Below are 25232 nucleotides of genomic sequence, written 5' to 3'. Positions count from 1 at the left end.
GCGTAAGCCGCCGGGCCCGCATCGCCGGCCGTCCAGCGCCGCCGGGTGTTCGCTCACGCGTGCCCGGCCGGCCTCGAACCTGCTATCGTGTGAGCGGCCCTCCACGCGAAAGTGGCGGAACTGGCAGACGCGCCGGACTTAGGATCCGGTGGCCGGAAGGCCGTGGGGGTTCGACTCCCCCCTTTCGCATTCCTTGCCCCTGGAGATTGCGCGTCTGGCCTGTCGGAATTCGAGCGCCTGTTTCGTGATTTGATGGATTCGGGCATTGCCGAGCTGAGCGACTGATGAAGACAGAGTTCACCGAGGTCTCCGAAACCCGCAAGCATCTTTCGTTCGAGATCGAACCCGGCGTCGTGAGCGCGGAGATCGATCGCGTGGCGCGCGCGTACAGCCGATCGGCGCGGGTGCCGGGGTTCCGGCCCGGCAAGGTGCCGGCCGGCGTCGTCAAACAGCGGTACAAGGACCAGATTCTCCACGACGTCGCCCACGATCTGATTCCGCGCGTGCTGGGCGAGGCGCTGCGGGAGCGCGGCCTCTCACCCGTCGCCTCGCCGGACATCAAGGACGTGGTGCTCGAGGAGGGCCAGCCGCTCACCTTCGTCGCGGACTTCGAGACGCTGCCGCCGATCGATCCGGGCGAGTACGCCGGGATCTCGCTCAGCAAGCCGCCGGCGGTGCTGGAAGTCGGCGCCGTCGATCACGCGCTCGAGCACCTGCAGGAGCGGCACGCGCGCTGGGAGCCGGTCGAGGATCGCGCGGCCGCCGCCGGCGACACGCTGCTCGTGGACCTCACGCGGACGCGGCGCGCGCGGCGCATCGCGCTCGCCGGCGAAGCGGCGCCGGCGCCCGGCGAGCAGGACGGCGAGCCGGAGCCGATGACGAACGTCACGGTCGAGCTGGGCCACACCGCCAACCCGCCCGGCTTCGACGAGCCGCTCCTCGGCGTCGTGGCGGGCGATACGCGCGAGTTCACCGTCACCTACCCCGCCGACCACGACCCGGCCGACCTCGCGGGCGCGACCGTCGACTACCACGTGACGGTCAAAGGGATCCGGCGGAAGCACGTGCTGCCGCTCGACGACGGCTTCGCGAAGGAAGTGAGCGACCTCGCGACGCTCGAGGAGCTGCGCACGCGCGTGCGCGAGGACCTGCAGCGCGGCGCCGAGCAGGAGGCCGAGCACACCATGCGCCACCAGCTCCTGCAGGAGCTGGGGAGCCGCCTGACGATCGTGCCGGACGTGCTCGTCGAGCAGGAGATCGATCGCCGGCTCGAGGACTTCGTGCGGCGGCTGATGGAACAGGGCATCGATCCGATGTCGGCGAACGTCGACTGGCGCGACTTCCGGGACCGGCAGCGGGAGACCGCGTCGGCCACGGTGCGCAGCACGCTCGTGCTGGACGAGATCGCGCGCCGCGAAGGCATCGAGGCGACCGGCGAGGACGTCGCGGCGGAGATCGAGCGCTACGCCGAGCGCGCGGGGCACACGCCGACGGCCGTGCGGGCGCGGCTCGAGAAGGACGGCGCGCTGGATCGGATCCGGGCCGGCATCCAGCGCGAGAAGACCATGACCTGGCTGATCGAGCGGGCGCAGGTCGTCACCGGGTGACGGCCGCCGCGGGCAGGGTCACCCCTGGCCCCATCGTGCCGATATACGGAAGGACTATGACGGACTACCGATCGCAACTCATCCCCATGGTCGTCGAGCAGACGAACCGGGGCGAGCGCGCGTACGACATCTTCTCGCGGCTGCTCAAGGACAGCATCATCTTCATCGGCACGCCGATCGACGACGCGGTGGCCAATCTGGTGATCGCGCAGATGCTCTTCCTCGAGGCGGAGGACCCCGAGCGCGACATCACGCTCTACGTCAACTCACCGGGCGGATCGATCACGGCGGGGCTGGCGATCTACGACACCATGCAGTTCATCAAGCCGGACGTCGCGACGTACTGCATCGGCCAGGCGGCGTCGATGGCCGCGGTGCTGCTCACGGCCGGCGCCAAGGGCAAGCGGTACGCGCTGCCGAACTCCCGGATCCTGATTCATCAGCCGTGGCTGTCGGGCCTGGCGGGCCAGGCGACCGACATCGACATCCATGCGAAGGAAATCCTGCGCATGCGCGAGCGCCTCAACGAAATCCTGTCGCACCACACCGGCCAGCCGCTCTCCCGCATCCAGGAGGACACCGATCGCGACTACATCATGGGGGCGGGTCAGGCGAAGGAATACGGTATCATTGACGATATCTTGAGTCGTCGCGCATAGCGCGGCCGTCCGGCTACAGGCGGCTGCGGACGATACCGATAACCAGAGGCGCGGGCAGGGCGATGACCACGAAGAAGACCGGCGACAACGAAGTCCTTCGTTGTTCCTTCTGCAACAAGGACCAGAACGACGTCCGCAAGCTGATTGCGGGCCCGACGGTCTTCATCTGCGACGAGTGCGTCGAGGTCTGCAACGACATCATCGCCGACGACAACAAGTTCGATCGCGGCACGCGCACGTCGCTGCCGATGCCGGTCGAGATCAAGAAGTTCCTCGACGAGTACGTCATCGGCCAGGAGACGACCAAGAAGAAGCTGGCCGTCGCCGTCTACAACCACTACAAGCGGCTCGAGATCCAGAAGCAGTCGCGCGGCCGGCACGACGTCGAGCTGATCAAGTCGAACATCCTGCTGATCGGGCCGACCGGCACGGGCAAGACGCTGCTCGCGCAGACGCTCGCCCGGCTGCTGTCGGTGCCGTTCACGATCGTCGACGCGACGACGCTGACCGAGGCGGGCTACGTCGGCGAGGACGTCGAGAACATCATCCTCAAGCTGCTGCAGGCGGCCGGCGGCGACATCGAGAAGGCCCAGCAGGGCATCATCTACATCGACGAGGTCGACAAGATCTGCCGCAAGGACGAGAACCCGTCCATCACGCGCGACGTCTCGGGCGAGGGCGTGCAGCAGGCGCTCCTGAAGATCCTCGAGGGCACGGTCGCCAACGTGCCGCCGCAGGGCGGCCGCAAGCACCCGCACCAGGAGTTCTTCCAGGTCGACACGACCAACATCCTCTTCATCTGCGGCGGCGCGTTCGTCGGGCTCGACAAGCAGATCGCGCGCCGGCTCGGCAAGAAGACGATGGGCTACAAGGCGGACGTGAAGGCCGCCGTGAGGGACGCGTCGGCGCTGCTCGAGCAGATCGAGCCCGAGGATCTGATCAAGTACGGGCTCATTCCGGAGTTCGTGGGCCGGCTGCCGGTCGTCGGCACGCTCCACGAGCTCGACCGCGCGGCGCTCATGCAGATCCTCACGCAGCCGCGCAACGCCATCACCCGCCAGTACCAGCGGCTGTTCGAGTACGAGAACGTCAAGCTGCGCTTCACCGACGACGCCCTCGAGGCGATCGCCGAGGCGGCGCTCCGCCGGAAGATCGGCGCGCGCGGCCTGCGGATGATCATCGAGGACATCATGCTCGACCTGATGTACACGCTGCCCGGCCAGAAGAAGATTCGGGAGTGCGTCATCACGCGCGAGGTGGTAGAGTCGAAAGAGAAGCCCATCACCGTCATCGAGAAGGCGGGATAGGCCAGCGCGCCCGTCGGCGTGCCTGCGTGCCGCTGATCCGATCGCGTCTGCCGGCGCCGCGCCGGCCGCACCGGCCGCATCAGCCCGATAGCTCGTCCATGGATCAATACGAAACGCTCCCCATCGTTCCGCTGCGGGACGTCGTGGTGTTCCCGCACATGATGATGCCGTTCGTCATCGGACGGCCGTCGTCGACGCGCGCGCTCGAGCACGCGCTGGCCACCGACAAGAAGATCTTCCTCGCCGCGCAGCACGACGCCGCCATCGACGATCCGCAGCCCGCCGACATCTACACGATGGGCTGCGTGGCGAACATCGTCCAGTCGCTGAAGCTGCCCGACGGCAACATCAAGGTGCTCGTCGAGGGCGTCGAGCGCGCCCGCGCCGTCGAGTGGAAGGAAGACAAGGGCTTCTTCCGCGTCACGGTGAAGCTCATCCCGAAGAAGGCCGAGCCGCAGGCCGACGCCGAGGGCGTCATGAGCCGCGTCGTCGGGCTGTTCGAGCAGTACATCAAGCTCTCCAACAGCCTGCAGTACGACGCGATGGTGGCGGCCGTCCGGGTCGACGACCCGTCGCGCCTCGCCGACACGATCGCCGCGCACCTGCAGGTGGGCGTCGAGGAGAAGCAGAACCTGCTCGAGATCGTCGCGCCGATCGAGCGCCTGTCGCGGATCATCACGGTGCTCGAAACCGAGGTGGACAAGCTCCAGGTGGACCGCCGGATCCAGTCTCGCGTCAAGAAGCAGATGGAGAAGGCGCAGAAGGAGTACTACCTCAACGAGAAGATGAAGGCGATCCAGCGCGAGCTGGGCCGCAAGGACGAGAAGGGCAGCGAGGTCGAGGACCTCAAGAAGAAGATCGAGCAGGCGCGCATGCCCAAGGAGGTCGCGCGCAAGGCGATGGACGAGCTGAAGCGGCTCGAGGCCATGCCGCCGATGTCGGCCGAGGCCACCGTCTCGCGCAACTACCTCGACTGGCTCGTGGCCGTGCCGTGGCAGAAGAAGAGCAAGGAGAGCCGCGACCTCCAGCTCGCCGAGAAGATCCTCAACGAGGACCACTTCGGGCTCGAGAAGATCAAGGAGCGCATCCTCGAGTTCCTCGCGGTGCGCACGCTCGTCAAGAAGCCGAAGGCGACGATCCTCACGCTCGCCGGCCCCCCGGGCGTGGGCAAGACGTCGCTCGCCAAGTCGATCGCCCGCGCGATGAACCGCAAGTTCGTGCGCCTGTCGCTCGGCGGCGTCCGCGACGAAGCCGAGATCCGCGGCCACCGCCGGACGTACATCGGCGCGTTTCCCGGCCAGATCATCCAGATGATGAAGAAGGCCGGCACGATGAACCCGGTCTTCCTGCTCGACGAGGTCGACAAGATGTCGATGGACTTCCGCGGCGACCCGTCCGCGGCGCTCCTCGAGGTGCTCGACCCCGAGCAGAACCATTCGTTCCTCGACCACTACCTCGACGTCGAGTACGACCTCTCCAACGTCATGTTCGTCTGCACGGCCAACGTGCTCCACACGATCCCGCAGGCGCTGCGCGATCGCATGGAGGTCCTGCAGCTCGCCGGCTACACGGAGTTCGAGAAGGTCGAGATCTCGCGCCGGTTCCTCGCGCCGAAGGCGATCGAGGGCGCGGGGCTGACCGAGAAGAACCTGACCTTCACCGACGACGCGTTCCGGACGATCATCCAGCGCTACACCCGTGAAGCCGGCGTGCGCAACCTCGAGCGCGAGATCTCGTCGATCTGCCGCAAGGTCGCCCGCAAGGTCGTCGTCGAGGGCGCCGACTTCCGCGAGGAGATCGCCGCCGCCAAGGTCACCGAGTACCTGGGCGTGCCGCGCTTCCGGCCGTCGGTGGCCGAAGAGAAGAACGAGATCGGCATCGCCACCGGGCTCGCCTGGACCGAGGTCGGCGGCGAGATCCTCGTGACCGAGGCCACGCTGATGCCCGGGCGCGGACGGCTGACGCTCACCGGCAAGCTCGGCGACGTGATGCAGGAATCCGCGCAGGCCGCGATGAGCTGGGTCCGGTCGAAGACCGCCGAGCTCGGCATCCCGAACGACTTCAACCGCCGGACGGACGTGCACGTGCACATCCCCGAGGGCGCGATCCCGAAGGACGGGCCGTCGGCCGGCATCACGCTCGCGACCGCCCTCGTCTCCACGCTCACGCGCGTCCCGACGCGGCGCGACGTCGCGATGACCGGCGAGATCACCCTGCGCGGCAAGGTCCTCCCGATCGGCGGCGTCAAGGAGAAGATCCTCGCGGCCCACCGCGCGGGCCTGATGAACCTGATCGTGCCCAAGGACAACGAGAAAGACCTGGCCGACGTGCCGAAAGACGTCCTCGACGCGATGAGCGTGAACCTCGTCGAGACGATGGACGAGGTGCTGAAGATCGCGCTCGCCGGCCCGCTGCCCGCCGTCCCCCCGCCCGCACCCGAAGAGGGCCTCGGCTCGGACCTCGGCATCCGACACTGATCCTTACGGTTTAGGACTGACGGCTCACGGGAAAGTGAACGCCGAGCTCCTGCGAGCTCGGCGTTTTCGTTTGTCGTCGCCGCGGTCCTCCTCAGCATCCACACAGAGCCACAGGGCCGGGCGGCCCGTTCACACCCTGGCGCATGTCACAAATCGGCTTCCCCGGACGTCTATGAGCATGTGAAAGCCCACGATGATGTGCTGCCGGCGTCGGTTACCGGCAGTACGCCGGCCGATCTCGAGTCGCTGTTTCTAGCGCATTACGAGTCGGTCCTACGTCTGGTCGCGCGCGTCATTCGGGACCGCGCCCGGGCGGAAGAGCTTGCCGTGGATGTGTTCCTCAAGTGGGCCCACCGCCGATCCCCAGGCTCTGAGATCGGGCCAGGCTGGCTGTATCGGGTGGCCGCGCGGCTCGCGATCGACGAGTTGCGCCGCTCTATGCGCGGGTCACGGTACGACCGCATGATCGCGGCGCTGTCCCGCCGTCCTCGGACGCCAGAGGAAGTTCACACCACGGCCGAAGCTCAGCAGGCGGTGAGGACAGTGCTCGCAGCGCTCCGGCGTCGAGATGCGGAGATGCTCGTCTTGCGGAGCCATGGGTTGGCTTACGGCGAAATGGCGTTGGCGCTGAACATCAATCCCGCGTCGATCGGCACGCTGCTCGGGCGAGCTCAGCGGGCCTTTCGCGCGGAGTGCGTGAGGCGATATGGCGACAGATGAGAATCCACTGAACCGTTGGATCGACGTGAAGCTCGGTGTATTGGATGCGGAGGCATGGGCTCACGTGCACAGCACGGCGCCGGAGCACCTGACACGACTCCGGTCGAAGCTGGCTGACTGGCGACGACGCCGAGGTCGGCGCGCTGTACTCGGCACGGCGCTGGCTTTGGTCGCGTTGTCGGTCCTCTCAACCGGCACCGCGCGTGTGTTCGCCACTCGCTGCGTGGAGGCCTGTGTCAGTGCGGCGACGCGCCTGACCGGGGCCCTCACACAGCCCGCCCAAGGTATCGCTACGGGCAGCGTCGCACCCGATTTCACCGCGTTGGATCAGGCGGGGCGTGTCCTGCAGTTGGGCAGTCTTCGAGGGCAGGTGGTCCTGCTCAACTTCTGGGCAACGTGGTGCGTGCCGTGCCGCCAGGAGATTCCCTGGTTCGCAGAGTTTCAGCAGCGCTACAGCGCCCGAGGCTTCACCGTTGTGGGCCTCTCGCTCGACGAGGATGGCTGGGCCGCCGTGCGACCGTTCGCCGAAACACACCGGATTGACTATCGGCTCGGCGTCGCCGACCAGAGCACCGTGTCGTCCTATGGCGTGCAGGTCCTGCCAACGACCGTCCTGATTGGTCGCGATGGCCGGATCGCCATGTATGGCGTCGGGGTCCCCGAGAGATCCCTATACGAGCGAGCCATCGTCGGACTACTCGACTGAGGCGCGGCGTCAGCGGCGAAGGCGATCGGCCAGCCGATAGCACACGCCGCAGACGGCGGTCGCCGCCGCCGTGACGGAGAACGTCACGGAACCGCCGGCGTGCTCGAGCAGCACGCCGCCGACGAGCGGCCCGAGGCCGAACCCCATCGCGCTCAGTCCCGCGGCGCCGTAGTAGCTGCCCTTGAGGTGCGAGGGCGCGATCCGATCCACGTGCAGTTGCAGCGTCGGGAACAGGATGGCCTCGCCGACGCTGAGCACCCACGTGGCCACGATCCAGGGCACGACGCCGCGCACGGGCAGGAGCGCATACGCGATGAACCCTGCCACGAAGAGCGCGAGGCCGACGTGGATCCGCGCCTCGACGCGATACGGGCTGAGCAGCCGAAGCAGCGGAAACTGGAACAGGACGATCGTGATGGTGTTCGTCATGAGCAGCGCCGTCACGAGCCGCGCGCCGACCGCGCCGTCGTGCCCGCTGACGTACTGAATCAGCGTCGACTCGAGCTGCGCGTACGCGGCCATCGTCAGGAACATCGCGAGCACGAGGAGCTGGAACGGCCGGTCGCCGCGCAGCACGCGCGCGGCCGCGCGGAACGTCCGGCTCTCGCGTGCTCCAGGCGCGGCGGCCGCGTGAGCCGGCACGGCGACGGCCGCGACGACGGCAGCGAACGTGGCGTGCGTCGCCGCGGTCACCCAGAACGTCGTCTGCCTGGCCGTGAGCCCGAAGACGATGCCCAGCAGCGGACCGATGGCGCCGCCGAGGTTGATGGCGAAGTAGCGCAGGTGGAACGCGAGATCACGCTGCGCGCGATCCGCGAGGCAGTCGGCGATGATCGCCTTGCCCGGCGCTTCGAGCGCCGCGCGGGAGAGGCCGACCAGCAACGCGCCCGCGGCGATCGCCGCGACGTCTGCGCCGGTCGCGAGCAACCCGTATCCGGCAGCGGCCAGGCCGCAGCCGGCGAGCATCAAGCGCACCGGTCCGAACTGGTCGCCGAGGTTGCCGGCCCAGAGCCCCGCGAGCGCGCTGACGAGGAAGGCGCCGCCGAGCAGCGCGCCGATCCCGGACGGGCTCATCCCGAAGTCGCGGCTCAGGATGATCGCGAGAAAGGGCCAGGCCATGAAGAACGCCGTCCGCATGACGAACATGCCGCCGATGACGACCCACACCACCGGCGGCCAGCGACAGTGCAGGGACACGAAGGTGACGGCGCGACGCATGACGATCCCTCTCCTTCCGCAAAAGAAAAGGGCCATCATCCGAACTGGATGATGGCCCTCGAAATCAGGTCCGTGATGTTGGGCTCAGATCATCCAGTGCTCGCGGTCGGATCGTCGCGGCGAGTCAGCGCGCACGAATGCACGGCCTGCGGCGTACCGGCGCCTGCGAGACGCCGGGAGGCACGCCAGAAGGACACGCGCGAAGTGATCGAGAGGACGGACATCGAGTCGGCAATCATACGGCGGGCGTCCAGGTCGTTGTCAAATCCGGCCGCCTCCGCGGGCGCTCGCGCGGCGGTCCGGCGGCCGCGCCTCGGTGATGGCTCGACGTCACGAGCGCCGGGCATTCCGGAGTGAATGGCGTAAGATCCCGCCCCATGACAGGGGGATCGATGCCCGCCCGCGGTCCGTCCGATCGCGTCCACCTGGAGCTCATCGCGAGTGCACGCCGGCACTGGTCCAGCCTTGCCGTGGCGGACTCGACCGGCCAGCGGCTGACCTACGGCCGCATGCTCGTCGTCGGCTTCGCGCTGGCCCGTGCGCTGGCACGTCTCACCGCGGGACAGACCAACGTGGCCACGCTGCTGCCAGCCTCGGTCGGCGCGGCGGTCGCCAACCTCGCCTTGCTCTTGGCCGGCAAGGTGCCAGTGAACTTGAACTTCACGGCCGGGCCGGACGCGCTGGAGACGTGCATCCGACAAGCGGACATCCGCACGATCCTCACCTCGCGGCGCTTCCTCGAGAAGGCCGGGCTGCCCGCGCATCCGTCGATGGTCTACCTCGAGGACGTGCGCGAAAGGATCGGGCTGTCCGACAAGCTCGCGGCGCTCGCGCAAGCCCGCCTGGCGCCGCTCGGCTGGCTGCGGCGCCGCCTGTCGGGTCCGCCCTCGGCCTCGTCGCCGCTCTTCACGATCATGTTCTCCAGCGGCAGCACCGGCGTGCCGAAGGGCGTGATGCTGAGCCACGCCAACGTCCTCGCGAACGTCGACTCGCTCTCGACGATCTTCCCGATGACGACGCGCGACGTCTTCGTCGGCATCCTGCCGCTCTTCCACTCGTTCGGCTTCACCGGCACGTTCTGGTTCCCGCTCCTCCAGGGCGCCGGTGTCGTCTACCACCCGAACCCCGTGGACGCGAAGACGATCGGCGAGCTCGCCGAGACGTACAAGGCGACGATGCTGATCAGCACGCCGACGTTCTGCGGCACGTACCTGCGCCGGTGTACGCCGGAGCAGTTCGCGACGCTCCGGCACGCCATCGTCGGCGCCGAGAAGCTGCGGGAGCCGCTCGCGACGGAGTTCCGCGAGAAGTTCGGCATCGGCCTGCTCGAAGGCTACGGCATGACGGAGATGTCGCCGGTCGTGGCCGTCAACCTGCCCGACGAAGACACGCCGGCCGGCCGCCGCGTGCGGACCCGGCCGGGTTCGGTCGGCAGGCCGATTCCAGGCGTGGACGCGAAGGTCGTCGACCGCGAGACCGGCGAGGATCTGCCCGTCGGCCGCGAAGGCCTCCTGCTCGTGCGCGGCGCCAGCCTGATGATGGGGTATCTCGGCGAGCCCGATCGCACTGCCGAGGTGCTTCGCGACGGGTGGTACGCCACGGGAGACATCGGCCGGCTCGACGAGGACGGCTTCCTCTTCATCACCGATCGCGTCTCGCGGTTCAGCAAGATCGGCGGCGAGATGGTGCCGCACGTGAGCGTCGAGGATGCGATCAACCGCATCCTCGGCGACGCATCGGCGGTCGTCACCGCCGTTCCGGACGCGACGCGTGGCGAACGGCTCGTGGCGTTCTACGCCAAGCCGGACGTCCCGCCCGACGTGCTGTGGCATCGGCTCGCCGAGACGGACCTGCCGAAGCTCTGGGTTCCCAAACGGGAGAACCTGGTCCCGATCGACGCGATCCCCACGCTGGGCACCGGCAAGGCCGACCTCCGGCGGATCAAACAGCTCGCGATGGCGCGAGGCTAGGACGGGAACCGGCTCGGCGCGGCCCTCGCCGCATCATTCAGGCGGCGAGACGGCGGCCATGCCGTAGCAGAGCGCGACGGTCGAGAGGAACATCGACGGAATCAGCGAGAAGTAGATCAGCGAGAGCACGAGCAGCATCGCGCCGCCGATCGCGAACGTGCGCGCGAGCGCGCGCATCAGCGGCCCGTCGTCGCCGGCCCGCTTCGCGACGACGAGGCCCGCGGCGCCCATCGTCGCGAGCTGCAGCGCGAACATCAGGCCGAAGCCGTTCATGAAGTCCATCAGCGAGCGCATCGATCCGCCCGGCAGCGCGTAGCGGTAGTTGGTGGCCAGGTCCAGGATCTGCCGTTCGGTGTCGTTGGCCGGCGCGGCGGGGCCCGCGACGTGGCCGGCGAGGTGCGCGACCGCCGACACGATCGCGGCCCAGCAGGCGAACTTGAAGAGGAAGAGCTGGCGCGGCGGCACTAGCGTGCCGCTCCCGCCGCCGCGCGGCGCGGCAACACGTCATCGCGCGTGGCTGCGTGCCAGGCGAACACGGCCGCGACGGTCGCGACCTGCTTCAGATCGTCGGGCTGCAGGCGATCGTAGACGTCCATGCTGGAGTGGTGCGTGCGCGAGTTGTACTCGTAGCGCTCCTGGACGAACTGGAACGCCGGCAGCCCGAGCACGTCGAACGACACGTGGTCGGTCTGGCTGACCCCGCGCGGGCTGATCATCGTCACGCCGAGATCCATCAGCGGCGCCGCCCAGGCCTGGAAGATCGGCTGCACGGCCGCGTTGCCCTGTGTCCACACGCCGCGGATCGGCCCCGTGCCGTTGTCGAGGTTGAAGTACGCGGCGAGCCGCGCGGCGTCGGGCGCCGGACGATCCGCCGTGCCGAAGTGCGCCGCGGCGTACGCCCGCGATCCCACGAGGCCCAGCTCCTCGCCGCCCCAGAGACCGATGCGCACGGTGCGGCGCGGCACGAGCCCGGTGGCCTTCAGGATCCGCAGCACTTCCATCATCGCGGCGACGCCGGCCGCGTTGTCGGTGGCGCCCGTGGCGCCGTGCCACGAGTCGAAGTGCGCGCCGAGCAGCACGACCTCGCTCGCGCGGTCGCTGCCGGGGATCTCGCCGACGATGTTGAAGCTGGAGGGACGGGTGGCCTCGTCGAACCGCGCGCTCACGTTCAGCTCGACGCGGACCGGCACGCCGTGCTCGAGCAGCCGCACCATGCGGTTGTAGTGCTCGACCGCGAGCGTGACCTGCGGCAGGCCGACCCTGCCGTTCACGAGACCCACGGCCTCGTCCTGCAGCAAGACGGTGCCGCCGTCGGGACGCTGCTGCAGCCAGGACAGGTCGCTGCCGCCGGCCGACAGGTCGCTCGTGGGCCCTCGATCGAACAGCGCGATCGCGCCCTCGTCTCGGTAGAACTGCACCAGGTCGAGCCTCACGGGCCCGCTCGATCCGCCAGGCCGGTAGCCGCGAGGCACGGGCGGCGACATCGCTTCCTGCTCCCACTTGCCGTCATGGTCGGCGTAGCGCAGCACGGTGCCGTCGCCGTGTTCGAGCATCCGCACCGGCCGCGCGGGCTGCAGCAGCACGATCTTGCCGCGCAGCGCGCCGCGATACTTCGCCAGGTCGGCATCGCTCTCGATGATGGGACGGACGACGTCGGCGGTGACGGTGCCGCGCGTGGCCGGCGACCACGCCTTGGGCATGCCGACGATCGGCATCACGCGCGGCGCGGTCATCGTCGCGTGGAAGCCGAGGAGCGACCATCCCGGCGGCGACGGGAAGCGCTCCTTCGCGACCGCTGCCACGCCCCAGGAGCGCAGGCGATCCATCACCCAGTCGGCCGCCTCCTCGAACTCGGGCGATCCGTCGAGCCGTGGACCGTACCGATCCGTCAGCCAGAACGCCGTGTCCATCACCTGCGATCGCTCGAGCCCCTCGGCCCTGATGCGTGCGATCGCGGGGACGTCGACGGGCTCGGCGGCCTGGCGCGATTCGGGACGCGCGGCGGATCCGGCGACGACCCCGGCGACGAACAGGAAGACGAACATCCGGCGCATGGCACATCCACTCATGAGCAGACGGCAGCCGGCCGCGAGCGGCGCCTACCGTCGCCGGTAGAATACCGCCATGCAGACGCGACCGTTCGGGCGGCTCGGCTGGCCCGTCTCCGAAGTCGGCTACGGGCTCTGGGGCATGGGCGGCTGGTCGGGATCGGACGATGCCGCGTCGGTGGCGGCGCTCGAGGGAGCGATCGCCCTCGGGTGCACGTTCTTCGACACCGCGCTCGCCTACGGCGACGGCCGCAGCGAGCGCCTGCTGGGCCAGGTCCTGCGCGGCCACCGCGGCGCACCACTCGTCGTGGCGACGAAGGTGCCGCCGATGAACCGCAAGTGGCCCGGCGAGGCGAGCGATCCCGTGGGCGCCGTGTTCCCGCCCGATCACATCCGCCGATCGACCGAGACCAGCCTCGAGAACCTCGGCCTCTCGACGATCGACGTGCAGCAACTGCACGTCTGGGACGACAGTTGGGCCGCCGACGAGGGCTGGCAGCGCGCGGTCGACGACCTCAAGCGCGAAGGGCTGATCCGCGCGTTCGGGATCAGCCTCAACCGGTGGCAGCCGGCGAACGGCCTCCGGGCGATCGAGACGGGCCTCGTCGACGCGGTGCAGGTCGTCTACAACGTGTTCGACCAGAATCCCGAGGACGAGCTGTTCCCGCTGTGCCGCGAGCGCGGCGTCGCGATCGTCGCGCGCGTGCCGTTCGACGAGGGCAGCCTGACCGGCACGCTCACGCGCGAGAGCCGGTGGCCGGCGGGCGACTGGCGGAACCTGTACTTCACGCCGGCGAACCTGGCCGAGACGCTCGACCGGGTCGACGCGCTCGCGCCGGACGTGCCGGCCGGAATGTCGTTGCCGGAGCTGGCGCTGCGGTTCATCCTGGCCAACCCCGACGTCGGCACCGTCATCCCCGGCATGCGCCGGCCGCGCCACGTGGAGGCCAACATGGCCGTGTCGGACGGCCGGCCGCTGCCGGCGGCGGTCATGTCCAGGCTGCGCCGGCATCGCTGGGTCAGGACGCACGTCATCCCGTAGCGGTCCGGCCTCGGCTATACTTGGGGTTTGGGTTCGCCACTCAGGAGTTCGCTGTGAAGACCGGCATTCATCCGAAGTACGACGAAGTCGAGGCGCGGTGCGCCTGCGGGAACACCTTCAGGACGCGTTCGACGAAGGGCGAGCTGCACCTGGAAATCTGCAACATGTGCCACCCCTTCTTCACGGGCCGGCAGAAGCTGATCGACACCGAGGGCCGGGTCGAGCGCTTCACGAAGCGGTTCGGCACGCAGTCGGCCGAGACGCGCCGGACCGCCGACAAGGCGGCCAAGGCCGCGAAGGCCACCAAGGCCGGAGCGAAGAAGACCCAAGCCAACGCGTGAGCCGGCTCACCGGGTGTCGCGCTCGACACCCGGCCGCTCGGCCCGCTCGTCCGCTCAGATCTGCAGTCGACCTCCGAGCTTGCGTTCCAGCCGCCTGAGCCGGTGCTCGGTCTCGCGCCGGAGCGTACCTGACGCGCGCTGCCGGAGCGTCTCGGCGTAGCGGCGGGCGGCCTCGGGATCCTTCCGGCGATGCTCGTGATGGATCGCCAGGGCCTCGGCCGCGCGGCGATCGAGCGGCGACACCGCGTGTCCGTACCGCGGCGACATGTCGAGCACCTGCTGCCACGCCTCGGCGGATTCCTCGAAGCGCGCCTCGCGCCTGAACATCTCCGCCAGCGCCGCCAACGCCGCGCGCCTCACCTCATCGTCCATCGCCTCGGCGGCGCGCTCATAGGCCGTGCGCGCGCGCGCATCCTCGCCCGCGCGTTCGTAGATTCGCCCGAGCGCGAGCTGTTCACCTGGCTCACGGCATGCGTCCGGCCCCTCGTGCGCGAGCCACAGCGCGTGAGAGAGCATGACGGCGAGCGACACGAGGTCGTCGCGGTTGTGATCGAGGACGCCCGCGATCGCGGCGGCCTCGCCGGTGCGCAGGAAGTGGAAGTAGCGCGCCGGGATCTCGAAGCCCGGCACGTCGCCGGCGCGGTGCACGCCGAGCACCGCCCGCTCGAGCGCCGACAGGCTGCACCCGCCGTCGCCCACCTGCGACTCGCGGCGGCTCCACAGGCGCCGCGCCGCCGGCAGCATGTCGAAGTGCGCCAGGTCGTCGAGCGGGCTCGACTGCCGATGGAACGCCCACCGGGTTTCCATGAACGGGACGTCGAACGTGCGCCCGTTGTACGTCACGAGCAGCGACGCATCGCCGACGAGGGCGGCGAGCGCGGCGAGCATGGCCGGCTCCCCCGCCGGCGCCGCGAGCAGGAACTGGCGGACGCGGAACCCCTCGTCCTCGAACCAGGCGCATCCCACGAGGAACGCGAGCGTGCCGGCGCCCCCGCTGAGCCCCGTGGTCTCGATGTCGAAGAAGACCACCTTGCGCCACCAGCCGCCGGCCTCGGCCATGCGTCGATCCAGCAGGTGCAGCGGCCATGCGGGCAGCGGCACGCAGGCCTCGAGACGCCGGCGCCCGTGCGAGCGATCCGCCTCGATCAGCCGGTCCATCACGACGCACGCGCCCCGATCGTCGAGCGCCGCCCCGCCGAGCGCCGACTCGAGCCCGGCCATCGGCGACGAGCCGTCCGGCTCCGGCACGTACGTCAGCTCGCGCGGCGTGGATGCCGGCCGGGCGGGCGCGATCTGCTGCTTGACGATGTCGCGCAGCCGATGAATCAGGTCGGGGCGCATCGCAGTCAGGCGGCGCGCCGGGCCTCCGCCAGCATCTGCAGCAGGTGCGTGGCGACCACCTTGGCGAGCGGACCGGTCGCGCCTTCGGGACCGACGCAGGACGGGCACCCCGACTCGCACGGGCAGCCCTCGATCAGCTCGCGGGTTCTCGCGATGAGCGCCGCGTGCATCCCGAACAGCGACGCGCTGAAGCCGATGCCGCCGGGGTAGTTGTCGTACAGGAATATCGTCGGGTTCGGCGACAGCTCCGGCGTCTCGCCCGCGCGCGAGGCGCCGCCGACCCGCGACGCGCCGGCCACGCTGACGCCGTCGATCGACACGCCGAGATCGTGCACGTCGCACATGAGGAGCAGCGGCGCGACGTTGTGCATGGCGTAGGCCAGGCCGAGCACGCCGTCGCGCCGATCCGCCGCGCTGAACGGCAGCGTCGCCATCACGCGCTGCGGCACCGTCAGCCAGTACGACGTCGTGTGCATCTGCTGTTCCGGCAGATCGAGCTCGCCCGAGCCGACGTTCTCGTTCGTGTAGAACTTGATCTTCTTGAATCCCACCACGCGGGAGGCGACGTGCACCTCGCCGTGCGCATGGACCGCCGCCGGGCCGGGCGCCTCCAGCGCCTCCGCGGAGGGCGAGGCCTCGGCACCGCCCGATGCGACGAACGTATCGAGGACCGTGACCTTCGTGTACGTGATCGCGTCGGTGTAGTAGTCGCACTCCACCTGCCGCACGAAGGCCTTGCGCCCTTCGACGTCGAGCCGCTCGACCTGGTACTGCCGCCCTTCCACGAGGTAGATGGCCTTCTCGTGCAGCGTGGACGGCCCGCTCGTGAAGTCCGTCTCGCCGATCACGCGCTCGTCGCCCGTGACGTCGACGACCACGAAGTTGTCGGAGGTCACCGACCGCAGGCTCACGGCGTCGGCGGGATAGGAGTCCTGCGTCCACTGCCATTCACCGCCGGCCTCGTGCACGAACCCTTCCTCGCCGAGCACCGACAGGATCTCCTGCACGTTCAGCGCGCCGAACGCGTCGCCGGTCCGGAACGGCAGCTCGAAGGCGGCGCACTTCACGTGGTCGAGCAGGATGTGAAGGTTGTCGGGGTCGATCAGCGCGTGCTCGGGCGACGCGCCGAAGAAGAACTCCGGGTTCCTGGCGATGAACTGATCGAGCGGCGCGCTCGACGCGACGAGCACGGCCGCCGATCGGCCGCTGCGCCGGCCGGCGCGGCCCGCGCGCTGCCAGGTCGCCGCGATCGTGCCGGGATAGCCCGCCATGATCGCGACGTCGAGCGCGCCGATGTCGATGCCCAGCTCGAGCGCGTTGGTCGACACGACGCACCGCACGTCGCCGCTGCGCAGCCCGCGCTCGATCTCCCGGCGCCGCAACGGCAGGTAGCCGCCCCGGTACCCGCGGATGACGTCGGCGCTGCCCGGCGGCCCCTGGAACGCGTCCTTCAGGTACGTCGTGAGGATCTCGGTCGACAGCCGGCTCTGCGCGAAGACGATCACCTGCAGGCCGCGCTTCAGGAACTCGATCGCGGCCCGCCGCGTTTCCGCCAGGTACGACCGCCGGATGCCGAGCTGGCGGTTGACGACCGGCGGGTTGACGAAGAGGAAGAACTTCTCGCCGCGGGGCGCGCCGCTGCGATCGACCAGGGCGAACTCGCGGCCGATCAACCGCTCGGCCAGCTCGCGCGGGTTGGCGATCGTCGCCGACGAGCAGATGAACACCGGCCGCGACCCGTAGTGCGCCGCGACCCGCAGCAGGCGGCGCACGACGTTCGCCAGGTGGCTGCCGAACACGCCGCGGTACGCGTGCAGCTCGTCGATGACGACGAACCTCAGGTTCTCGAAGAGCTTCGCCCACCGCGGGTGATGCGGCAGGATCCCCGAGTGCAGCATGTCCGGATTGCTCAGCACGACGTGCGCGCTCGTGCGGATCGCCCGGCGCGCGTCCTGCGGCGTGTCGCCGTCGTACGTGAACACGCCGATCTCGGCGCCCTCGTCCTGCCCGACGAGCTCGGCCATCTGGTGCAGCTCGGCGAGCTGGTCCTGCGCGAGCGCTTTCGTCGGAAACAGGTACAGCGCGCGCGACGCCGGGTCGGTCAGCACGGCGTTGAGCACGGGCGCGTTGTAGCAGAGCGTCTTGCCCGAGGCGGTCGGCGTGACGATGACGACGTCGCGGCCGGCGAGGGCGTGGTCGAGGGCGGCCGCCTGGTGCGTGTAGAGCTGGTCGATGCCGCGCGCCGCCAGCGCGCGCTGCAGCCGCTCGTCGATCCGCTCGGGAAACGGCGCGTACTCCGCAGGCGCCGCCGGCAGCCGCCGCACGACGGTCACGTGCGGATCGTCGCCGCCGGAACCGCGAACGGCCGCGGGCCGATCGGGACGGGCGAGGTCGCCGGGCCGCCCCGCGGCCTCGTACTCGGCCAGCCACTGCGACAGCGCCGCCGCGAGCGAATGGTCTTTGTCGCCGGTCAGCGCGGGAAGACTCGACAAGGCGGCCGCATCGTACCAGCGCCGGTCGCGGGCGATCAAGAGGCGAAGACATCGGGACATTGGGACATCGGCCCGCGTCGACATCGAGACGCCGAAAGATCGCGATGTCGAACCATCGGACGACCACCGTGGCACCGGAACGAGAGGACTCGAGGTCGATGGTCGATGACCGGATGTCCCGATGCGATATCCCGATAGCCCGATGTTCCGATGTAGCGCTGTCCCGATGTCCGATATCCCGATGCGATGCCCCGATGTTCAGATGTTCAGATGTTGGACCGGCTCTGGCCGCCGTCGACGTTGAGGCACGCGCCGGTGATCCAGCTCGCCCGCGGCGACGAGAGGAACGCGACGACATCGCCGATCTCCTCGGCGCGTCCGAATCGCCCGGACGGAATCTCGCGCCGGACGAACTCGGCCATGCCGGCGGGATCCTCCTGCTGGCGCTTCCACCACGTGCCGCCCTCGAACGCGATCGATCCCGGCGCCACGCTGTTGACGCGGATCTGGTCGGGCGCGAGCTGCAGCGCCATGGCTTTGGCCAGGCTGATCTCGGCGGCCTTCACGACGTTGTACGTGAGGCGGCCGCCCGACTCGCGTCCCCAGATCGACGCGATCATGACGATCGCGCCGCCGCCGGCCGCGTGCATGTGCGGCACGACCAGCCGCGACATCCGGATCGCCGGGTACAGCGTCTGATCGAACGCCGCCGTCCATTCCTCGTCGGTCGTCGCCACGATGTCGGCGCCGCCAGCCTTGCCGACGTTGTTGACGAGGATGTCGATCCGGCCGAAGCGCTCGAGCGTCTGCGACACGACCAGCTCGGCACCCGCCGCCGTCGACACGTCGGCCGGCACGCCGAGCAGCCGGTCGCCCGCGCCGGGGCCACCGGAATAGCGGACGGTGCGAACGGCCGCCTCGAGCGTCGCGGCGCCCCGCGCGCACAGCGTCACGCGCGCGCCTTCGGCCGCCAGCGCCCGCGCCGCCGCGAGCCCGAGGCCCCGGCTCGAGCCGGTGACGATGGCGACTTTGTCGGTCAGTTCGAGGTCCATGTGGCCCGCCTGCGGATCGAGGAGTACAACACGTCGTTGAAGGCGACCGGCGCCTCGAGATTCGACAGATGGCCGGCGGCCGGGAGCACGACGAGGCGCGCGCCCTGAATCGCGCCGCGCATCGCGTCGGCCTCTGCCGGCGGCACGACCGCGTCCTCCGCGCCCGCGACGATGGTCGTCGGGCAACTGATCGACGCGAGCAGCTCGGTGGAGTCCGGCCGATCGCGCATCGCGCGCATCGCGGCCTGCAGGCCGCGCCCCTCGTTCGCGCGAATCATCTGCTCGACGGCGTCGCCGAGATCCGGCTGCTCGCGCCGCGTCGTCTCGCCGAGCAGCCGCGGCAGGAGCGCGACGGCGAGACCGGGCGCGCCCTCGGTCTCGACGAGCTGGATCAGCCGATCGCGGCCGGCGCGGGCCTCTGCGGTGTCGGCCGACGCCCGCGTGTTCGCGAGCACGAGGCCGGCGACCCGGTTCGGCGCCCGCCGCCAGAGCGCCAGCGCGACGTACCCCCCCATCGACGAGCCGGCGATGACCGCCCGCGGCACGTCGAGATGGCTCATCAGCTCGAGCACGTCGCGGGCGTACGTGTCCATCGTGATGTCGGGACTCTCGCCGCCGACGAACGGCTCGGTGCCTCGGAAGCCGCGCAGGTCCGGCGCGATCGCCCGAACGCGCGGCGGCAGCCGGCTCAACTGCGGCAGCCACTGCTCGGCGTTGAGCGGGAACGCGTGGAGCAGGATGATGGGCGCGCCGCTGCCGGCCTCGACGTACCGCACGGACCGGGCCAGCAGGTTCGCGACCTTGATGTGCACGCCACCATTGTAGTGAGATGACGACCATGCGCCGTGCCGTTCCGCTGCTGCTCCTGCTCGTCGCCGTGCTCGCCGGATGCCGCCTGAAGGAAGAGGACGCCGCGCTCCCGGCCCCGCCGGACGTGTCGGCGCCGCCGGCCGACGCGATCCGTACGCCGTCGGGGCTCGCATCGAAGGTGCTGCAGGTCGGGATGAGCAACGTCCGCCCGTCGCTGCGCTCGACGGTGCGCGTGCACTACACCGGCTGGACGACCGACGGCCGGATGTTCGACAGCTCGGTCGCGCGCGGCGAGCCGATCGAGTTTCCCGTCACCGGCGTCATCCCGGGCTGGACCGAAGGCCTCCAGTTGATGGTGGTCGGCGAGAAGCGGCGCTTCTGGATTCCCGGCGCGCTCGCCTACGACACGCCCGCCGCCCCGCCCGACGCGCCAAAGGGCATGCTCGTCTTCGACGTCGAGCTGATTGCGGTCAGGTAGGGCTTGCGGCTTACAAGGTCGATGACAAAGGCGGCGTCATCTCCTGACGCCACGCGAACGCAGACGCAGTGAGCGCGTCCGCGGCAGCGGAGCCCCCGGGATCGGATCAAGGAGCGAGCGAAGCGAGCCCGCGCGAACGGCGCGGGGATCATGGGCCCCCGCGAGTGAGCGCGTAGGGGGATCCGCGGGGGCAAAGCCCCCCGGATCGACGTAAGTCTCGCCTACGGCTCCTTGATCGCGCCGAGCGCCTTCATCAGCGGCGCGGCGGCGGGCGGAGCGGCGATGTCGCTCTGCACGATCTCCTTGTTGGAGATGTCCCTCCCGTACAGCTCGCGGTTCTCGCCGTCGTCGTCGCGCAGCGTGGAGCCCTGCAGCGAGATGCCGGCATACGCGCCCTTTGCGCGCGACCAGGCGAGGATCTCCGCCGTGATCGTGGCATCGGTCTGCGCGGATGCCTGACGGCCCACGGGCCCGGCGGCGACGGCCGAGTCCACGCCGACGGTGAACTGGTTCGAGAGCAGGCGATCGATCCCGCGATCGCGCATCACCGCCATGATGACGTCCGTGCCAGAGACGCCGATCTGCAGTCCGATGCTGCCGCCCTCGACGCGAACGGCCGCCGGCGCGCTCCACCCTCCGCCCTTGCGGCAGGCGATGTAGCCCCGGCCGTACTGGCCGCCGAAGCCCAGGGCCGCCTTCTTCACGCTCGGGATGATCACCAGACACTGCGCTTTCGAGAGCAGCGCGGCCGGAATGCCCTTGTCGCTCGTCGCCGTCATCTCGGTGAGGACGGCCGCGGCGTCTTTCAGCCGCTCGTCGTTCGCCCACGCCGGCGCAGCCACCGCTGCGGCCATCACGACGGCTGACGCGATCCTTCGTAGTGCGGTCATGTCTCTGCCCTTCCCAGCGGCCAGACTGGGGCCGCCCCGATTCACACCCAGCGCCGGACGCGCCGGCAGTACGCCTCGTATTGCAATCCGAACACCGAGCCGAGATAGCGCTCCTCACGGCGGATCACGAAGACGACGAGCACCGCGACGACCGCGGGGAGCACGACGAGCGGCCACGCCTGGTTCAACAGCACGGCGAGGCCGACATAGGCGCCTGTCAGGCCAACGTACATCGGATTGCGGGAGAACCGGAAGGGGCCGTGCGTGACGAGCGTCCGGGCCGGCTTGATCGGCACGATGGCCGTTCGGGCGCTCAGGAACGTCCCCATCGCCCAGCCGGCGAGCGCCAGCCCGGCCGCGGCGATCGCCACGCCGAGCCCCTCCTGGACGCCCGACGCCCCACCACCGTCGATCGCGAACGGCAACCGCTGCGCCAGTATCCACGCGGCGACCCAGCCCGCCAGGAACACGAATGGCGGCGGCACGGCGATGCGCGGCCCCTGGAGCCGTGGCGGCATGTTTGCGTATTGTGAACCAGGACCGCCGTTCCGGCTGGAACTGTTTCATAGACTGAAGACGTGAGCACGCGATCCCTCACGGCGCATCGCCCCGTCGGAACCGCCGAGGCCGAGCACGCCGACGCGATGGACGACCTCCGGTCGTTCGTCACGATCAGCCGCAATCACCCCGACGACGTGCGGGAGCGGCAGGTGTACGCGCGGCTGGACGGCCACGTGTCGATCCTGCTCTTCGGCGACGGCATCACCGCGGAGATCGCGCCGGGCGCGCACCACCTTCGCGTGCACAACACCCTGTTCTGGAAGAACATCCGCTTCACCGTCGAACCTGGCGAGCACCTCGAGTTCATCGTCGCCAACACCGCGCGCTGGTGGACGTGGGGCGTCGCCGGCGTGCTGGGCGCGGCGCCGCTGTTCCTCGAGGTCGAGCGGCGGAGCGTCAGGTAGGCGGAGCTCGAGGCGCACGGCGTGAGGTCATGGGCCGAGTCGCCTTCCCCCTTGACCTCCGAGGGGTGATGGCCGCACACTTCTCTCGATGGTTGAGAGGAAGCGGCCCAAGACCGACCTGTTGCAGGGGACGCTCGATCTCCTGATCCTGAAGATCCTCGCGCTCGGCCCGAATCATGGCTGGGGCATCGCGAATCGCATCAAGCAGATCTCGCTGGAGAGCCTCCAGGCGAGCGATGGCTCGCTCTATCCCGCGCTCCACCGCCTCGAACTGCGGGGCGATGTGAGGTCCGAGATGGTGCCCTCGGAGAACAACCGCCGCGCGAGAGTCTATCGGCTCACGCCGGCCGGACGGCGCCGGCTCGAGCAGGAAAAGACGAGCTGGGAACAGTTCGCGCTGTCCATTCGGCGAATCCTCGCCGCTGAGTAGCCAATGCTGAACCGGCTCCTCGCGTACGTGCGTGGCGTCCGGCATCGACGGACGATCGACGCCGAGGCGCGAGAGGAGCTGGAGTTCCATCTCGCGGCACAGGTTGAGGCGAACCTCGCGCTAGGAATCGCTCGGGCAGAGGCGGAACGTCGAGCGCGCCGGGATCTTGGAGGGCTGAGCTCCACCGCGGACGCGGTCCAGCACGTCAGGACCACGCCGTTCGACGCACTCATCCGCGATGTCCGCTACGCGTGTCGCTGCGTCCGCCGCGAACGTGGATTCACGACCACGGTTGTCCTGACCGTCGCCCTGGGCATCGGCGCGTCGACGGCGACCGTCAGCGTCGTTCACGCCGTTCTGCTGCGGCCACTGCCGTACCCCACGTCCGAGCGCCTGTTCGCCGTGATCGAGCGCGCCGCCAACGATCCCCCGGCGTCGTCGGGATTTGCGAGCGTCGATACCTATGAGCTGCTACAGCAGGACCAGGACGCGGTCGACGGCGTCGTCGCGTATGGCACGCCGCTCCGCACGCTGCGGCTGAATCGCGATGTCGTGCGGCTGCGAACTGCGACCGTGTCGTCGAGCGTGTTTCCGATGCTCGGCGTTCGGCCACTCAGAGGCCGATTCTTCTCGAACGAGGAGGACACGCCCGGCGCCGCCCCCGTGGTCGTCATCAGCGAGGCTCTCTGGCGAGACCGTCTCTCGGCGGAGGACGGAGCCATCGGCCGATCGCTGCTGCTCGACGGTGTGGCGTTCACCATCGTCGGGATCGCGCCGGCAACGTTCACCTTCCCCGATCCGGAGGTGGCGCTCTGGACGTCGCATGCAAGGCATATCAGCCAGTTGAAACGGTGGAACGACTCCGTGCTGGTGCGCTTAGGACCCGGGATCGCGCCCGCGACCATATCCGCCCGGGTTACCGACCTTCTTCACCAGCGACAGGCGCCATCGGGCCCAGGTGCGCGGCCGGCAGACGCTCACCGTGTTCAGCTCGTTCCGCTGTTGGACAGCCTCACGGCACCGGTCCGGCAGGGTGTAATCCTGCTCGTGGTCGCGGGCGTCGCCGTCCTGATCGTGGCCGGTGCGAACATCTTGAACCTGTTCGTGGTGCGCGGACTCGGGCGCCGGCGTGAACTGGCAATGCGCGTCGCGCTGGGCGCCGCGAAATCACGGATTGCGGCCGGCCTGCTCGCCCACAGTCTGCTCATCGGCGCGGCAGGCGGAGCCTTGGGGCTGGCGCTCGCACTGGCGATCCTGCGGCTGTTGGTCTGGCTCGCTCCCAGCGGCTTTCCGCGCGTCGAGAACGTCTCCATCACGCCGGCGGTGCTGGCATTCGTTGGCGTCAGCACGCTCGTGCTGGCGGTGCTCAGCGGGATGGTGACGTTGTGGCGCCCCCTCGAGACGGAGTTGATATTGCCGCTCCGAGAATCTCCGGTCTCGATGGGATCGAGCTCGTCCGGTGTCCGCGGCACGACGCGTGCGCTGGTGACCGGACAGATCGCATTGTCCTGCGCATTGCTGATCGTGTCAGGACTGGTCGTACGGAGCTTCCTCGAGCTCACGGCGGTGGATCCGGGATACCGTCCCGCTGGCGTCCTGACCGCGCAGGTCAGCTTTCCACCAGGGACGCCGAGTGCTCGCCAGAGGGCGCTCGCGCAGGAGCTCGTCCAGCGCCTCTCCCAAGTGCCAGCGGCGCACGGCGTTGGGCTGACCAATGCGCTGCCGCTCGAAAAGGTGCGAACGGTCTTCGTGCTCGATCCGCCCGCGGAATCGCCAATGGCCGTGAGTGGACGGCTTCAGCCCGACTTCCGGGTGGTCACGCCAGGGTACTTCGGCGCCGTCGGAATGCGTCTGCTCCAAGGGCGGTTCTTCAGCGATGCCGACGACCTGAACCGCCCGCTGGCTGCTGTGGTGAACGAAAGCTTCGCACGCCGGTTCTTGCCGGACACGAAGTGGATTGGCGCCGCGATCGTGCCCGGCCCTGACCGGCCCTCATGGACCGTCGTCGGCGTCGTCCAGGACGTCCACTACACCGGGCTCGATCAGGCCGCTCGACCTACCTTGTACGCCTCGATGTGGCAGCGGGATCAGGTCGCCTTCTTCAATCGCTTCGATGTCGTGATTCGGGCGGACGTGATCCCGGCAGCGTTTGCTCCGGCACTCCGAGCACTCGTCCGGGAGGTGGATCCCGAACTGGCGATCTATCAGGTCACGACGATGGCCGAGCAGCTCCAGGAGTCGGTGGCACGCCCTCGGCTCTACTCCTGGGTGGTGACGGTATTCGCGATGGTGGCCGTTGTCGTGGCTGCGATTGGCCTCTACGGCGCGCTCGCGTACGCCGTCTCGCTGCGAGCGCGCGAGCTTGCCGTCCGCATGGCGCTCGGTGCCTCCACAACGGCGATTCTCAGGATGCTCAGTCGGGAGGCTGCCGTGAATGCTCTTCTCGCGATTTCGATCGGATGTGCTTTGGGGTACGGTGCCGCTCGGTTGCTTCGAGGACAGCTCTTCGGCATCGAGGCGTTCGACGTGGCCACATTCGTGCTCGTGAGCCTCATCGTGGCCATCGCCTGTCTGGTGGCGTCGGCCACGCCCATCGCCCGCGCGATTCGAGTCCAGCCCGCGCGCTTGCTCCGGGGTGAGTAACCCGTTGGGTCTTGCGGCGCAAGCCGCAAGCCGTAC

22 protein-coding genes and 1 tRNA gene are annotated in these 25232 nt (G+C 69.4%); 14 read left to right on the top strand and 9 right to left on the bottom strand.

Features of this window, described 5'->3' with window-relative positions; all coding sequences use genetic code 11:
* Positions 1-105 precede the first annotated feature (105 nt).
* From IT184_11440 to IT184_11410, 7 genes are all read left to right on the top strand, one after another.
* Positions 106-189 (top strand) — tRNA-Leu (locus IT184_11440).
* A 95-nt stretch (positions 190-284) separates the two neighbouring features.
* Positions 285-1607: a trigger factor gene (tig, locus tag IT184_11435; GenBank protein MCC7009423.1), complete on the top strand. Its 1323-nt coding sequence runs from the start codon at positions 285-287 to the stop codon at positions 1605-1607.
* Positions 1608-1663: 56 nt separating this feature from the next.
* Positions 1664-2266: an ATP-dependent Clp endopeptidase proteolytic subunit ClpP gene (gene clpP / locus IT184_11430; protein MCC7009422.1), complete on the top strand. Its 603-nt coding sequence runs from the start codon at positions 1664-1666 to the stop codon at positions 2264-2266.
* 62 nt (positions 2267-2328) lie between these two features.
* The gene (gene clpX / locus IT184_11425; protein ID MCC7009421.1) at positions 2329-3573 is read left to right on the top strand and encodes an ATP-dependent Clp protease ATP-binding subunit ClpX; all 1245 of its coding nucleotides are present in this window, start codon (positions 2329-2331) and stop codon (positions 3571-3573) included.
* A 98-nt stretch (positions 3574-3671) separates the two neighbouring features.
* Positions 3672-6050, top strand: a complete 2379-nt coding sequence (lon, locus tag IT184_11420) for an endopeptidase La (GenBank protein ID MCC7009420.1) — start codon at positions 3672-3674, stop codon at positions 6048-6050.
* 180 nt (positions 6051-6230) lie between these two features.
* A complete protein-coding gene (locus IT184_11415) occupies positions 6231-6770 on the top strand; it encodes a sigma-70 family RNA polymerase sigma factor (GenBank protein MCC7009419.1) in 540 nt (179 codons plus the stop codon).
* Positions 6757-7476 (top strand): TlpA family protein disulfide reductase, encoded by a 720-nt coding sequence (locus IT184_11410; GenBank protein MCC7009418.1) that lies wholly within the window; start codon positions 6757-6759, stop codon positions 7474-7476. The genes IT184_11415 and IT184_11410 overlap by 14 nt, the downstream gene beginning before the upstream one ends.
* Positions 7477-7485: 9 nt before the next feature.
* Here the strand turns inward: IT184_11410 and IT184_11405 are convergent, their stop codons facing one another.
* Entirely contained in the window at positions 7486-8694 is a 1209-nt protein-coding gene (locus IT184_11405; GenBank protein ID MCC7009417.1) for an MFS transporter, read from the bottom strand.
* 377 nt (positions 8695-9071) lie between these two features.
* On the opposite strand from IT184_11405, the gene IT184_11400 reads away from it, so the two are divergent.
* Positions 9072-10664: an AMP-binding protein gene (locus tag IT184_11400; protein ID MCC7009416.1), complete on the top strand. Its 1593-nt coding sequence runs from the start codon at positions 9072-9074 to the stop codon at positions 10662-10664.
* Between the two features lie 33 nt (positions 10665-10697).
* Here the strand turns inward: IT184_11400 and IT184_11395 are convergent, their stop codons facing one another.
* Positions 10698-11129 (bottom strand): hypothetical protein, encoded by a 432-nt coding sequence (locus tag IT184_11395; protein ID MCC7009415.1) that lies wholly within the window; start codon positions 11127-11129, stop codon positions 10698-10700.
* The gene (locus tag IT184_11390; GenBank protein ID MCC7009414.1) at positions 11129-12718 is read right to left on the bottom strand and encodes a M20/M25/M40 family metallo-hydrolase; all 1590 of its coding nucleotides are present in this window, start codon (positions 12716-12718) and stop codon (positions 11129-11131) included. The genes IT184_11395 and IT184_11390 overlap by 1 nt, the downstream gene beginning before the upstream one ends.
* Positions 12719-12788: 70 nt before the next feature.
* On the opposite strand from IT184_11390, the gene IT184_11385 reads away from it, so the two are divergent.
* Positions 12789-13754 carry an aldo/keto reductase gene (locus IT184_11385; protein MCC7009413.1) on the top strand — a complete coding sequence of 322 codons (966 nt, stop codon included), beginning with the start codon at positions 12789-12791 and terminating at the stop codon, positions 13752-13754.
* 53 nt (positions 13755-13807) lie between these two features.
* Complete coding sequence (rpmE, locus tag IT184_11380; protein ID MCC7009412.1) at positions 13808-14095, top strand: 50S ribosomal protein L31; 288 nt, start codon at positions 13808-13810, stop codon at positions 14093-14095.
* Between the two features lie 54 nt (positions 14096-14149).
* Here rpmE and IT184_11375 read toward each other — a convergent pair whose 3' ends face one another.
* The 4 genes from IT184_11375 to IT184_11360 all read right to left on the bottom strand — a co-directional run bounded on the left by IT184_11375 (position 14150) and on the right by IT184_11360 (position 19792).
* On the bottom strand, positions 14150-15436 hold the full coding sequence (locus tag IT184_11375) for a ribonuclease H-like domain-containing protein (GenBank protein ID MCC7009411.1): 1287 nt from the start codon (positions 15434-15436) through the stop codon (positions 14150-14152).
* 5 nt (positions 15437-15441) lie between these two features.
* A complete protein-coding gene (locus IT184_11370) occupies positions 15442-17988 on the bottom strand; it encodes a DEAD/DEAH box helicase (protein ID MCC7009410.1) in 2547 nt (848 codons plus the stop codon).
* Between the two features lie 206 nt (positions 17989-18194).
* A complete protein-coding gene (locus IT184_11365; GenBank protein ID MCC7009409.1) occupies positions 18195-18980 on the bottom strand; it encodes an SDR family oxidoreductase in 786 nt (261 codons plus the stop codon).
* Positions 18965-19792 carry an alpha/beta fold hydrolase gene (locus tag IT184_11360; protein ID MCC7009408.1) on the bottom strand — a complete coding sequence of 276 codons (828 nt, stop codon included), beginning with the start codon at positions 19790-19792 and terminating at the stop codon, positions 18965-18967. Before IT184_11360 ends, IT184_11365 begins: the two co-directional genes overlap by 16 nt.
* A gap of 17 nt (positions 19793-19809) precedes the next feature.
* Here IT184_11360 and IT184_11355 point away from each other — a divergent pair, with 17 nt between their 5' ends.
* Positions 19810-20268 carry an FKBP-type peptidyl-prolyl cis-trans isomerase gene (locus IT184_11355; GenBank protein ID MCC7009407.1) on the top strand — a complete coding sequence of 153 codons (459 nt, stop codon included), beginning with the start codon at positions 19810-19812 and terminating at the stop codon, positions 20266-20268.
* A 221-nt stretch (positions 20269-20489) separates the two neighbouring features.
* Here the strand turns inward: IT184_11355 and IT184_11350 are convergent, their stop codons facing one another.
* Together IT184_11350 and IT184_11345 are read right to left on the bottom strand one after the other, a co-directional pair.
* Positions 20490-21158, bottom strand: coding sequence for a lipid-binding SYLF domain-containing protein (locus tag IT184_11350; GenBank protein ID MCC7009406.1), 669 nt, complete (start codon positions 21156-21158; stop codon positions 20490-20492).
* A 41-nt stretch (positions 21159-21199) separates the two neighbouring features.
* A complete protein-coding gene (locus IT184_11345; GenBank protein MCC7009405.1) occupies positions 21200-21676 on the bottom strand; it encodes an isoprenylcysteine carboxylmethyltransferase family protein in 477 nt (158 codons plus the stop codon).
* A gap of 60 nt (positions 21677-21736) precedes the next feature.
* On the opposite strand from IT184_11345, the gene IT184_11340 reads away from it, so the two are divergent.
* From IT184_11340 to IT184_11330, 3 genes are all read left to right on the top strand, one after another.
* Positions 21737-22123, top strand: a complete 387-nt coding sequence (locus IT184_11340; GenBank protein ID MCC7009404.1) for a hypothetical protein — start codon at positions 21737-21739, stop codon at positions 22121-22123.
* 88 nt (positions 22124-22211) lie between these two features.
* Positions 22212-22553 (top strand): PadR family transcriptional regulator, encoded by a 342-nt coding sequence (locus tag IT184_11335; protein MCC7009403.1) that lies wholly within the window; start codon positions 22212-22214, stop codon positions 22551-22553.
* A gap of 3 nt (positions 22554-22556) precedes the next feature.
* Positions 22557-25196 (top strand): ABC transporter permease, encoded by a 2640-nt coding sequence (locus tag IT184_11330; GenBank protein MCC7009402.1) that lies wholly within the window; start codon positions 22557-22559, stop codon positions 25194-25196.
* Positions 25197-25232 lie beyond the last annotated feature (36 nt).

This window comes from Acidobacteriota bacterium (assembly GCA_020853395.1).
GTDB lineage: Bacteria > Acidobacteriota > Vicinamibacteria > Vicinamibacterales > SCN-69-37 > JADYYY01.
Note: the sequence above shows the minus strand (reverse complement) of the source record. Positions and strands in the feature narration are given on the sequence as shown.